This window comes from Aeromicrobium sp. PE09-221, assembly GCF_002174305.1.
Classification (GTDB): Bacteria; Actinomycetota; Actinomycetes; order Propionibacteriales; family Nocardioidaceae; genus Aeromicrobium.
Genome location: NZ_MIJB01000018.1, coordinates 1 through 12260, shown reverse-complemented (window position 1 = coordinate 12260; position 12260 = coordinate 1). Strand labels below are relative to the sequence as shown.

At 68.4% G+C, this 12260-nt stretch carries 11 protein-coding genes and 1 CRISPR repeat array; of the genes, 7 read left to right on the top strand and 4 right to left on the bottom strand.

The genetic code is table 11. The features are described 5' to 3' along the window. The first annotated feature begins 3 nt into the window (after positions 1 to 3). The 3 genes from BHE97_RS09315 to msrB are packed head-to-tail and all read left to right on the top strand — an operon-like array spanning position 4 to position 2228. Positions 4 to 1293 carry a benzoate/H(+) symporter BenE family transporter gene (locus tag BHE97_RS09315; RefSeq protein ID WP_087623767.1) on the top strand — a complete coding sequence of 430 codons (1290 nt, stop codon included), beginning with the start codon at positions 4 to 6 and terminating at the stop codon, positions 1291 to 1293. Positions 1294 to 1302: 9 nt separating this feature from the next. Next, positions 1303 to 1800 carry a hypothetical protein gene (locus BHE97_RS09310; protein ID WP_087623766.1) on the top strand — a complete coding sequence of 166 codons (498 nt, stop codon included), beginning with the start codon at positions 1303 to 1305 and terminating at the stop codon, positions 1798 to 1800. A 5-nt stretch (positions 1801 to 1805) separates the two neighbouring features. Then, the gene (gene msrB, locus BHE97_RS09305) at positions 1806 to 2228 is read left to right on the top strand and encodes a peptide-methionine (R)-S-oxide reductase MsrB (protein ID WP_087623765.1); all 423 of its coding nucleotides are present in this window, start codon (positions 1806 to 1808) and stop codon (positions 2226 to 2228) included. A 152-nt stretch (positions 2229 to 2380) separates the two neighbouring features. On the opposite strand, the gene hemQ is transcribed toward msrB, so the two are convergent. The 3 genes from hemQ to hemE are packed head-to-tail and all read right to left on the bottom strand — an operon-like array spanning position 2381 to position 5488. Continuing rightward, positions 2381 to 3085 carry a hydrogen peroxide-dependent heme synthase gene (gene hemQ, locus BHE97_RS09300; RefSeq protein ID WP_087623764.1) on the bottom strand — a complete coding sequence of 235 codons (705 nt, stop codon included), beginning with the start codon at positions 3083 to 3085 and terminating at the stop codon, positions 2381 to 2383. Between the two features lie 22 nt (positions 3086 to 3107). Further along, complete coding sequence (gene hemG, locus BHE97_RS09295; protein ID WP_087623763.1) at positions 3108 to 4463, bottom strand: protoporphyrinogen oxidase; 1356 nt, start codon at positions 4461 to 4463, stop codon at positions 3108 to 3110. Beyond that, positions 4463 to 5488, bottom strand: a complete 1026-nt coding sequence (gene hemE, locus BHE97_RS09290) for a uroporphyrinogen decarboxylase (protein WP_087623881.1) — start codon at positions 5486 to 5488, stop codon at positions 4463 to 4465. Before hemE ends, hemG begins: the two co-directional genes overlap by 1 nt. A gap of 85 nt (positions 5489 to 5573) precedes the next feature. On the opposite strand from hemE, the gene BHE97_RS09285 reads away from it, so the two are divergent. The 3 genes from BHE97_RS09285 (at position 5574) to BHE97_RS09275 (ending at position 8134) form a co-directional block, all read left to right on the top strand. Further along, positions 5574 to 6173 carry a DUF3000 domain-containing protein gene (locus tag BHE97_RS09285; RefSeq protein WP_087623762.1) on the top strand — a complete coding sequence of 200 codons (600 nt, stop codon included), beginning with the start codon at positions 5574 to 5576 and terminating at the stop codon, positions 6171 to 6173. Then, positions 6170 to 7393 carry an HRDC domain-containing protein gene (locus BHE97_RS09280; protein WP_087623761.1) on the top strand — a complete coding sequence of 408 codons (1224 nt, stop codon included), beginning with the start codon at positions 6170 to 6172 and terminating at the stop codon, positions 7391 to 7393. Before BHE97_RS09285 ends, BHE97_RS09280 begins: the two co-directional genes overlap by 4 nt. Before the next feature lie 147 nt (positions 7394 to 7540). Continuing rightward, positions 7541 to 8134, top strand: a complete 594-nt coding sequence (locus tag BHE97_RS09275; protein ID WP_087623760.1) for a hypothetical protein — start codon at positions 7541 to 7543, stop codon at positions 8132 to 8134. Positions 8135 to 8391: 257 nt separating this feature from the next. Here BHE97_RS09275 and BHE97_RS09270 read toward each other — a convergent pair whose 3' ends face one another. Then, positions 8392 to 9360: an aldo/keto reductase gene (locus tag BHE97_RS09270; protein ID WP_087623759.1), complete on the bottom strand. Its 969-nt coding sequence runs from the start codon at positions 9358 to 9360 to the stop codon at positions 8392 to 8394. 150 nt (positions 9361 to 9510) lie between these two features. After that, positions 9511 to 10637: direct repeats of the CRISPR family, unit length 28 nt; unit sequence GGATCATCCCCGCTCGTGCGGGGAGCAC. A gap of 195 nt (positions 10638 to 10832) precedes the next feature. Here BHE97_RS09270 and BHE97_RS09265 point away from each other — a divergent pair. Further along, a partial coding sequence (locus BHE97_RS09265) for a DUF222 domain-containing protein (protein WP_087623758.1) occupies positions 10833 to 12260 on the top strand: 1428 nt, incomplete at its 3' end.

Genomic DNA, 12260 nt, shown 5'->3' with positions numbered 1-12260 from the left:
ATCATGACCACATCTGACAGCCACGGCGATGCCCAGCCGACGACGAAGCAGCCTCTCATCGAGCGCGGGCCCGGCTTCCGCACCGGTCTGCGTGATCTACCGGGTCATCTCAATCTCGCGACGATCGGTGCGGGCGTCATCGCCACGATCTTCGGTTGCACCGGCCCGGCGCTGATCGTCATCGGCGGGGCGAGCGCCGCCGGCCTCAGCGCCGAGATCATCGCCTCGTGGATCTTCGGGATCTACGTCTTCGGCGGGCTGATCTCCATCGTGATGGCACTCTACTATCAACAGCCCATCAACGGCGCCTACTCGATCCCCGGGGCGGCACTGGTGGCCGCGGCCCTGCCGAATTTCAGCTTCGCCGAGATGGTGGGGGCCTTCCTCATGGCCGGCCTCATCGTCCTGGTGATCGGCATGAGCGGTCTGGTGCGCAAACTGGCCGACTCGATCCCCTTCCCCATCGTCATGGCGATGATCGCCGGCGCCCTGATCCGCTTCGGCATCGACATCATCGACTCTGCGATCGCCGCACCTGCGGTCGTCGGAGCGGCGCTGGTCGGCTATGTGGTCCTGAGCCGTTTCCTCCCCCGCGTGCCCGGTGTGCTCGGCGCGCTGGCCCTTGGGGTGCTCGTCGCAGCATTCCTGGGCGACTTCGGGAGCCTCGAGGGCGGGATCGGACTCAGCGCACCGGTGTTGATCATGCCCGCCTTCGATATCGGCGCCATGCTGGCGGTGGCCGTGCCCCTCGCCTTGCTGGTCATCGGGGCCGAGAACGCCCAGGCCATGGGCGTCCTCATGGCGGAGCGGTACGATCCGCCGTTCAACATGATGACGATCATCAGCGGTATCGGCGGTCTGATCGCCCCGATCTTCGGCGGTCACAACGCCAACATCGCCGGTCCGATGACCGCGATCTGCTCCTCGGACCAGGCGGGGGAAGACCCGGCCGGACGCTATGCGGCCTCAGTGGTCAACGGCGTGCTCTTCGGTCTGTTCGGCATCTTCGCCGGGGTCACGGTGGCGCTGGTGACCATCCTGCCGGCCGAGCTGATCGCCACGGTGGCCGGTCTGGCGATGATCGGTGTCCTCGTGCGGTCCTTCCAGGAGAGCTTCTCGGCGCCGCGCTTCCAGCTGGGAGCATTCTTCGCCCTCATCATCGCGATGAGCGGTATCACGGTGTTCAACATCTCCGCACCGTTCTGGTCGCTGGTCGGTGGTGTCCTCGCCTCACTGTTGCTGGAGCCGGGGCACTTCCGCGCTCGTGAGCAGGAGACGACCACCGCCGACTAGGATCGGTACATGTACAACGTGGTGCTGTTGATCGAACGTCAGCTGATCGAACTGGATGCGAATCAGATCGTGTCTCTGCAGGAGGGCGTCGATGACGAGGTCACCTATCACCTCCTCCTGCCCATCGAGGGCTCGGCGGCGGTCCTCGGGTCGTCGATGAGCGCCCTCGGCGGCGGACAGTTCGTGCCGATGACCGAGCCGGACACCATGGCCGTCGTCGATCAAGAACTCCGCCAGGCCGGCGAGGCTGAACTCGAGGAAAGCGCCCGACTACTGCGTGAGCGCGACCAGCAGGTGACCGCCCGCCTCACCGATCTCGATCCGATCGACGCTCTCAAGGAGCTGGTGACGGAGACCTCGGCCGACGAGGTCATCATCCTCACCGAGCCGCACCTCGTGCGCGAGTTCCTCAAGCTGGACTGGACCTCGCGTGCCCGGCGTTCCCTCGATGTCCCCACCTTGCACCTGCTCGAACATCTGCCCTTCGAAGCACAGACGGAGATCTGATTCCCATGTCCGCACCCGATGCGAGCCGCGACTACCAGGTCGCGAAGTCCGACGACCAGTGGCGCCAGGAGCTCAGCGCGGCCGAGTTCCACGTACTGCGCCAGGGCGGCACCGAGCGCCCCTTCTCCAGCTCCTATGAGACCGATCCGACCGTGGGCGTCTACCGCTGCCGGGCCTGCGGGAATGAGCTGTTCCGCAGCGAGACCAAGTTCGACGCCCACTGCGGCTGGCCCGCCTTCTACGCCCCCCTCGCCGAGGACCGTGTCGAGTACATCGAGGACCGTTCGATGGGGATGCTGCGCACCGAGGTCCGCTGCGCGAACTGCGGATCGCACCTCGGCCACGTCTTCGGCGGCGAGGGCTACGACACCCCCACCGACCAGCGCTACTGCATCAACGGCATCGCCCTGGACCTCCAGGCCGACTGAGGCCGGTCAGCCGTGCTCGGGCGCCCGGGCGGTGGAATAGGCACCTCTCACCGCGCTTGAGACGTGCGCAACCCACCGGACCTGGGACCGAGGGGTGTGTAACTCACCGCCCACCCGGGCTACTCGACCACGGAGGCCGAACGACACGAGGATCAGGGCCAGAGATCGGTGAGCTCGGCCCAACTGCGCTTGCGTCCCGTGTAGAAGGGGGTCTCCTCCCGCACATGGCGACGCGCCCGGCTTGAGCGGAGCTCGCGCATCAGATCGACGATGCGGTGCAGCTCATCGGCTTCGAAGGCCAGCATCCACTCGTAGTCCCCCAGCGCGAAGGACGCCACCGTGTTGGCGCGCACATCCGGGTACGGCCGCGCCTGCATGCCGTGCTCGCGCAGCATGTCGCGGCGCTCGTCCTCCGGCAGCAGGTACCACTCATAGGAGCGCACGAAGGGGTAGACGCAGACCCAGTCGCGGACCTCCTCCTCGGCCATGAAAGCCGGGATGTGCGAGCGGTTGAACTCGGCCGGCCGGTGCAGAGCCGTCTGCGACCACACTGGGACCATCCGCGAGCCGAGCGCGGTACGCCGGAAGGCGTTGTAGGCCGCCTGCAAGGCCTCGGCCGTTGACGCGTGCCACCAGATCATCAGATCGGCGTCGGCGCGCATGCCGCTGACGTCATAGGTGCCTCGCACCACGACATCGCCCTCGGCGAGCCGTGCCACCAAGTCGTCGACCTCCGCGGCCTCCGACGTGCGATCGCCAGAGCCCAGCGGACGATCGAGTCGGAAGACCGACCACATGGTGTAACGGATCGTCTCGTTGATCTCCTTGGCCAGCTTCCCCTGATTCGGCACGCTCATACTGTTCGCTCGCTCCGCTCGTTCATATGTCCATTGTCCCTTCCGTCGTGATGGCGCGCGCAGCCTGGCGGGCAGAGGCGATGACGGCCGGGATGCCCACGCCGTCGTAGGCCGCTCCGCAGACGGCCAGCCCGGGCACCGAGGCGATATCGGCCTTGATCCGGGCCACCAGGTCCTGATGGCCGATGTCGTACTGAGGCAGCCCTCCGCCCCATCTCTGCACGCGGGAGGCTGTCACGGTGCCCAGGGTGCCGGCACCAGCGAGCGCAGATCCGAGATCGCTGAGCGCGAGCCCCACGAGCTCCTCATCGGAGCGCTGCAATGCCGTGGCATCGCCCGCGCGTCCCAGAGAGGCCCGCACGACACTCGCTCCGCCTGCCTCCCTGGCCAGCCATGCCCACTTATTGGTCGCGAAGGTCGCCGCCTTGATCGAGCGTCCGTCGACCGGGGGCACGAGAAAGCCCGAGCCCTCGGGCAGCTCGGCGCCGTCGAGCACGAGCGTGACCAGCGCCATCGAGGCGTAGTCGATGCCGGCGAGAGCGAAGGACGCGGCCGGCGCGATATCGCCGAGCAGCCGCGACGCCGCCGGGGCGGGAACCGCCAGCACCAGCGCATCGCACCGCTCTCGCACGGCGCGGGTCGTCGGGCCGACCACCAGCGTCCAGCCCCCGTCGTTCTCGCGCCGCACTCCTCGGACGGTGGAGTTCAGCCGGATGTCGAGATCGCGGGCGAGCGCCTTCGGCAGATTCCCCATACCGCCGTCCAGTCCGACGAGCACCGGCGCCGCCGGCCCGGCGGCGAGCTGCCCGGCACGGCGTTCGATCGCCGCACCGATCGGGTCCGAGCCGAGGGCGCCGATCATGGGAGCCGTGGCCTTCAAGGACAGCCGATCGGCGTGCCCCGCGTAGACGCCGCCGAGGAGAGGCTCCACCAGCCGGTCGACGACCTCGCGTCCGGCTCGCTGGGTCACGAAGTCGGCCACCGACACGTCATCCTCGGGCACCGGGACATCCCGACGCTCGACGGTCCCCTCCAGGACCCCAGACGCCTCCAGAGCCTCGAGATCCGACGGAATCCCCATCACGGTCGGCGGCATCGGCCGCAATGCTCCGCGGGTCCACAGCGTCGCGGGCGCCGGCTCGGGGTGGACCACTCGGCCGCCGAGGCCGAGGCACTCGACGAGCTCCAGGCCTTCGGTCCGACGAGCCAGCATCGACTCGGCGCCCTGGTCCAGGACCAGACCCCCGACCTCCTCGAGGCGCAGCTTGCCGCCCACCCGGTCGCCGGTCTCCCAGACCACGACCTCGATACCTGCCTCACGCAGCGCATGGGCACAGGCCAGCCCCGCGATCCCGGCACCGACGACCGCTACACGCATCAGCCGACCGGGTACTCGTGCACGAAGTCGACCAGCCGCGCGAGCGCATCCGGGTCGGTGTCGGGGAGGACCCCGTGCCCCAGATTGAAGATGTGCCCCGGCGCGGCCGTGCCGGCCTCGATAACCCGCGCCGCACGCTCATGCACGACCTCGGTCGGCGCGAAGACCACGGTGGGATCGAGATTGCCCTGCACCGCGCGTTCCGGTCCGATGCGTCGTGTCGCCACGTCCAGCGGCACCCGCCAGTCGACGCCGACGACATCGGCACCCGCCTCACCCATCGCGCCGAGCAGCTCGCCCGTGCCGACTCCGAAGTGGATACGGGGCACGCCGAGATCGGCGACGTCCGCGAGCACCGCGGCCGAGTGAGGCTGGACGAAGGTCCGGTACTCCTCCAGCGACAGCGTTCCTGCCCACGAGTCGAAGAGCTGGATCGCACGAGCACCGTGCTGCACCTGCAGGCGCAGGAACTGCCCGCCGATCCGCGCGATGCGTCCGAGAAGCGCGTGCCAGAGCTCGGGGTCGCTGTACATGAGCTGCTTGGTGCGACGGTGATCGCGCGAGGGGCCGCCCTCGATGAGATAGGAGGCCAATGTGAAGGGGGCGCCGGCGAAGCCGATGAGCGGGGTCGGTCCGAGCTCGTCCACGAGCGCCTCGACCGCGGCGGTGATCGTGCTGACATCGTCGGGCTCCAGGTCGCGCAACGCGGTGAGCTGTTCGGCTGAACGGATGGGCTCGGCGACCACCGGACCGGTACCGGGCACGATGTCCAGATCCACCCCGATCGCCTTGAGCGGAACCACGATGTCGGAGAAGAAGATCGCGGCGTCGACACCGTAACGGCGTACCGGCTGCATCGTGATCTCCACGACCAGATCGGTGCGGAAGCAGGATTCGAGCATCGGCACCTCGGCACGGACCGCGCGATACTCCGGCAGCGAGCGGCCGGCTTGACGCATGAACCACACGGGCGTGTGGTCGGGACGCTCGCCCCGACAGGCTTGCAGGAAAGGGCTGGCGGGCATCGAGGTGGTCACGGTATCGAGTCTGTCAGGTGTCGCCGCGTGTCGAAGACCCCAGGTCGACCTCTTTCCACCTAGGATCACCGGTGTGGCTGCGCGAACCGACGTCGACGGCACGCCCGCAGCATTCACGCGGGCGGTCGAGCAGATCATGCGCGTCGATGCCCGCCCGGAGCTGACCATCCACGTGATGCCTCCACCGCAGCGCATCGCGCCCTATGCCCATGCGATCAGCGGTGATCTCGCGGTCGCCGGGGAGGATGTCGCCACCGGCCGCTTCATCTGCCTGTACGACCCGGCCGGCCATGAGGCGTGGGAGGGCAGCTTTCGCTGTGTAACCTTCGCCAAGGCCGATATCGAGCCGGAGATGGCCTCGGATCCAGTGCTGACCGAGGTCGGATGGAGCTGGCTGACCGATGCCCTCGACGCCGAGGGGGCCGGATACCACGCGGCGAGCGGCAGCGTCACCGTCGTGCGCACCGACAGCTTCGGTCAGATGGCCGAGGACGGCAGCTCGGCGCAGGTCGAGGTGCGCGCCTCCTGGTCTCCCGATACCGATACCGATACCGGATGTCACGCCCAGGCCTGGATGCATCTGCTGGCTGAGCTCGCCGGTCTCCCGCCGCTGACACCGGGTGTGATCCCGCTGCGCCGTACCGCCCATGACCGACGGGGGTCTCACGGGTGACCGACGATGTCCCTGAGACCGTGCCCGAGCCGGCTCTCCCGCGGTTGGGTCTGCGTGAGCCTCTCGGTCACGTGATCGATGACGATAATGAGCTCGCCCGGGCCGTGGCCGAGCTGTCTCTGGCCTACGGACCGGTCGCCCTCGATGCCGAGCGCGCCTCCGGCTACCGGTACTCGCAGCGGGCCTATCTCGTGCAGATCCGCCGCGAGGGGGCCGGCACCTTCCTGGTCGATCCGATCGCCTTCGACGACCTGACCTCCCTCGACGAGGCCTTCGGCGATGCGCAGTGGATCCTGCACGCCGCCACCCAGGACCTCCCCTGTCTCGCCGAGGTGGGGCTGCGCCCCTCCTCGCTCTTCGACACCGAGCTGGCCGGGCGGCTGCTCAACCTGCCGCGGGTGGGCCTCGCCGGTCTCGTCGAGCACTACCTGCAGATGAGCCTCGCCAAGGAGTTCTCCGCGGCCGACTGGTCCACGCGCCCGTTGCCCGAGCCGTGGCTCGAGTACGCCGCCCTGGACGTCGAAGTCCTGGTCGAGCTGCGCACGATGGTCGAGGCCGACCTCGAACGCACCGGCAAAGCCGGCTGGGCCCAGGAGGAGTTCGAGGCGCTGCTGAGCTTCACCGGTCCCCCCGAGCGCAGTGAGCCCTGGCGCCGCACCTCGGGTCTGCACAAGGCCCGAGGCCGCCGCTCGCTCGCCATCGTCCGCTCCCTCTGGTATGCCCGTGACCGCATCGCCGCGGCCCGCGATGTCACCCCCGGACGCATCCTGCCTGACTCAGCGATCCTGGAGATCGCGGCAGAGGCCCCCGCCTCGCGCACGGCACTGCGTGAGACGCGTGCCATGCGCGGTCGCGGTCCCCGTCGCTTCTTCGACGACTGGCACGCGGCCGTCGAGGAGGCCCTCGCCCTCGACGAGAAGGACCTGCCGACGAGCTCGCAACGTCACGACGGTCCTCCTCCGCCGCGCGCCTGGCCCGAGAAGCGACCCGAGGCCGCCGAACGCCTCGCCAAAGCCAAGCCGGTCGTGACCGAGCTCGCCGAGCAGCACGATCTGCCCAGCGAGAACCTCATCTCTCCCGGACTCATCCGTCAACTCGCTTGGGACCCGCCCGCGCGCATCGACTCGGTGTCCGTCGGCGATGCTCTCTTGGAGCAGGGAGCGCGCTCGTGGCAGGTCGGCATCGTCGCCGCGCCTATCGCTGCCGCCATGACCCGGTGACGAGCCACTAGGCTGTCCGGGTGGCTCTCGGCACGCGGCCCTCTCTCGACGCCCCGCCCGGCGTCGACATCGGCGCGGAGTCGCGGCGTACCATCCCCGTCTTGACCGGTTCGCTAATGTCGTCCCCCTGCCGAAGGGAGGACTTCGATGGCGGACTTCGATAAGCCGGCGCTGCCGGGCGCCGGTCTGTTCGAGGCGCAAGCCGATGATCGTCCCGATCCCGCCGAGGTCACCGCGGCGGGGCACCGGGTGGCACACCTTCTCGTACGCGGCCCCCGCGATCACGAGGATGTCGACCTGGTCGAACGGGTCCTCCACCTCGCCGACTCCGAGGGCCTGGGCGTGATCGCCGAGCTGTGGGCGCTAGCCTCCCCGGACTCCCTCGCCGGTGCGCTCTGGCGGCTCTATGTGCTGCGCACGTGGGTCCACCGCGAGCCGGTACGGGCGGCACACGAGTTCGCGATCGGCAAGACCTACGCACCGGTCCAGGAGGTGCTGGCCGGGGTTGTGGATCCGCCGGGCCCCGAGGAGGTCGTCCGGCTGGTCGACATCGTCGTACGCGGCATCGTCGGCGAGCACCTGGACATCACGCTCGACCGGGCAGCCGCCTTCGCGCATATCGTGGGCGTGGGGCGCGGTCAGTGCGAGGACGGCGACGTGCTCAGCGGAGCCCGCTTGGTGGAGACCGCGCGCGATCTGCGCCGCGCGGCCGAGCTCGAGCGCGCAGGCACTCTGCAGTAGACCTCGAGAGGATCGCGTGCGATGGGGCCACGCCCGCCGCCCTTGATCATGACCCCATGGCCGATACGCTGGTCACTGCGCCGGGTTGCGGCAAGCCCCGGGTCCCAACATTAGCCGCTACGAGCGGCCACGCGCCGTGAGGCGCTTCCCAACCCGGCGCACTACCTCGCACCTGACGCAGCGACGATGATGCGTCGCGGTGGTTATGGCCGCCTGAACGCCTCGCCATCGGTCCCTGGCGTGGGAGCGTCGGGTGGTCAGGGGGCAAAGGTGGTGTAGCTGTGCCGGGGCCGGCCAATCTGGTCGAGCTCCTCACGATCGGCATCGCTCGGCACCCACCGGCCGGCCTTCACATTGGCCGCGATCTGCTCGGGCCGGGTTGCACCGGCGATCACGCTCGCCACCTGCGGTTGCGCGGCCAGACCGCCGATCGCGACATCGAGCAGCGAGATCCCCCGCGCATCGGCGAATCGCTGGAGCGCCTCGATCGTGTCCCAGTCCGCGGCATCGTAGCGACGACGCTGGTTCTCCTCGGCCAGCCGCGTGCCCTCCTCGGGCGGGCTGTCGCGACGGTACTTCCCGGTCAACAGTCCGTAGGCGAGCGGGAAATAAGGCAATAACCCCACACCCAGCTCCGCGCAGGCGGGTGTGAGCTCGACTTCGGCAGTACGGTTGTAGAGCGAATACTCGTTCTGAGCCGTGGCGAACGATGCGAGATCCCGGATCCGCGACACCCAGTGCGCGTCGACCAGCTGCCACGCCTGGAAATTCGAGCAGCCGATCGCCCGCACCTTTCCCTCGCGCACCAACTCGTCGAGAGCCCCCAGCGTGTCCTCGATGGGCGTCGAGGGGTCGGGAGTGTGCAACTGGTAGAGGTCGATCACCTCCGTGCCGAGTCGTCGAAGACTGGCCTCACACGCCCTCCGGACATAGTCCGGGCGGCCGCGTGATCCCCCGTCGTCACCGTTCAGGCCCTGCAGGTCCATGCCGAACTTGGTCGCGACGATCACCTCGTCGCGACGGTTACCTAAGGCGCGGCCGAGCAGCTCCTCGCTCTGCCCCCGGCCATAGACATCGGCCGTGTCGAAGAAAGTCACACCGTGCTCGAAACAGGCGTCGACCACCTGCTGAGTGCGCTCGGCGTCGATGCGGGCGCCGAAGGCATTGCAGCCGAGCCCCACGACGCTGACGTCGATCCCACTGGTTCCCAGAGTGCCTGCGGTCATGTCGCCACCCTAGTGTCCGATCACGACTACCACGTGGCAACGGGCACCGGATTCACGCCGGGCGGCGAGCTATCACGCACGTGACCGGGATAGGTACGTGATAACCCACCTCTCGCGTACGGAAAGTCACGTCACGTCCCGACCGCCGCCGGATCATCCCCGCTCGTACGGGGAGCACCTCGGCAGTGACGCCAAGCTCGCGTGCCAGCAGGGATCATCCCCGCTCGTACGGGGAGCACCGCACAGAACAGGTCGAGAAGAAGTCCGGCGAGGGATCATCCCCGCTCGTACGGGGAGCACGTCTCCCGTCCGACGACAGCGCCGTTCTCGTCCGGATCATCCCCGCTCGTACGGGGAGCACTCGAGGGCGAAGAGCTGCACGATGGGCGGTCTTGGAATCATCCCCGCTCGTGCGGGGAGCACGTAGATCGCTCGACCGACAGTCTGGTCCACCCGGGATCATCCCCGCTCGTGCGGGGAGCACAACTCGGTCGCCAGCGCGTCCCTCGCGGCCACGGGATCATCCCGCTCGCGCGGGGAGCACGGGAGCTTGTTCAGGTTGTGGATCAGTTTGTCGGGATCATCCCCGCTCGTGCGGGGAGCACGCGTGGATGGCGGTGCCGACCGTGGCCTTCCAGGGATCATCCCCGCTCGTGCGGGGAGCACTTCGCATCGTGGCTGATCGACCGTATCCGTCCCGGATCATCCCCGCTCGTGCGGGGAGCACATCCCCGAGCGGGTGATCTGGTGCGACCTGACAGGATCATCCCCCCTCGTGCGGGGAGCACACCTCGGCATGACGCTCGCGGGTGATGCCGTCGGGATCATCCCCGCTCGTGCGGGGAGCACATGGAAGAGGGCGGGGATAGGCTGGGGAGAACCGGATCATCCCCGCTCGTGCGGGGAGCACACCGCGGGGGAGGGAAAAAAAGTGCGCGGCGGGGGATCATCCCCGCTCGTGCGGGGAGCACGCTGTCGGCGAGGACGCCGCCACCCATGTCGGCGGATCATCCCCGCTCGTGCGGGGAGCACTGAGGCTGACCCCGAGCCGCTCAGCAGCTTCTAGGGATCATCCCCGCTCGTGCGGGGAGCACAAGTGATTCTCGGGGCCCAGGTCGGCGGTCTCGGGATCATCCCCGCTCGTGCGGGGAGCACTCTTCGGAAACCGCCTGGTGCGTGGATCGGGAAGGATCATCCCCGCTCGTGCGGGGAGCACCACCCCGGTCTGGGTGAGGGGCGTTTTCGTCGTGGATCATCCCCGCTCGTGCGGGGAGCACACTTGCTGACCTGGGCAAACATCCGGCGTTCACCGGGTTCAGCATCACTTTTCTACCACGCCCCGATCACCCACGGGACCCGTTTGGGGTGGGTGTGGATGACGGCAGAAAGTGTCAGCGGACTCCTCTAAAGTAGGAACCAGATCGAACACCAGTTCGATCACCGATAGGTTTCTTAATCGGGGGTGAACAGAGATGGCCGCAGTACTCAACGAACCCACACCACTGGGTGCCGAGCTTGCCGCGTTGGCTGCGGTGATCGACCGACTCGACCCCCTCGTCCGCGCCGGGCTCGCCCCCGCCGACGCGCAACAGTTGAGTGCCGCGGTCGGTCGGGTCAAGAACCGACTCGACGCGTTGGCTGTCCGTGCGGCCAGGGTGATCCACGACAGCCGCCTCGCCCGCCGCCACGGCGCCGCCTCGACCGGGGACCTGCTCGGCAGGGATCTGGGCAACGACCGCACCGCCGGAAACCGGTTGCTCGGTGTTGCCCGCGAAGTGCCCGAGGAGTCGCTCACCGCCCAAGCACTCTCTTCCGGTGATCTGACGTTGAATCAGGCCCGGATCATCACCGACGGACTCAACAACCTCCCCACCAACACCACACCCGAACAACGCACCCTGGCCGAACAGGCCCTGATCGCCGACGCCCGCCGGTACACGCCCAAGGACCTGCGCGCCCGGGCGGACCGGATCGCCGACCAATGGGCCGACAAGACCACCGTCGACCGCCACGAATCCGAACTCCTGGTCGAACGGGAACAGCACGCCTGGGAACAGACGAGACTGTCCATGTGGGCGAACGGGGACGGCACCACCAGTGGCCGGTTCACCATCCCCGACGCGCAGGCAGCCATGCTCAAGACCGTGCTCGACGCCTACGCCTCACCCCGCCGCGCGTCCATGCTCGGACGCGAGATCGACGACTACACCACCCGGGTCGGACAGGGATTCTGTGAACTGATCGAACGCGTCCCCACCGACCGGCTCCCGAACCACGGCGGAAACAACGTCCTCGTCACCGTCAACATGAACCTCACCGACCTCCAACAGCGCATCGAGGACGCCGCCCCCGGCACCATCACCACCGACGGCACCCGCCTCTCGCCCGGACAGACCCGCCGGCTGGCATGCGATGCGAAGTTACTCCCGCAAGTCTTCGCTGGCGAATCGGTTCCCCTCGACCTCGGACGCGAAGAACGCCTCTTCACCCGATATCAGCGGATCGCGATCGCCAACCGCGACGGCGGCTGCGCCGCAACCCCGGACTGCGATCGCCCACCCGGAATGGAGCCGTCGCACCACGGGCATAGCCGCGACGGAGTGCGAAGCGCACCACGGAGACGAGACCTGGGCAGACGGCGGAACCACCAACCTCAAAGACGCCATCCCCATCTGCGCCGAACATCACCGACAAATCCACACCGGACACCTCCAATGCCGTCTGAACCCACGAGACGGCACCCCCGAATTCCGCACACCCAGAACCACCCAATGGAAACGCAACCACCGACGGCGCCCCACATAACTTTGGCGGGGGCGCCGGCGATGGCGGCCCCGCTCGGGACGGCACACCCCCTCCCTCGCCGGCACTCATCAGCCATCCCAGCACCCCTGCCGAGG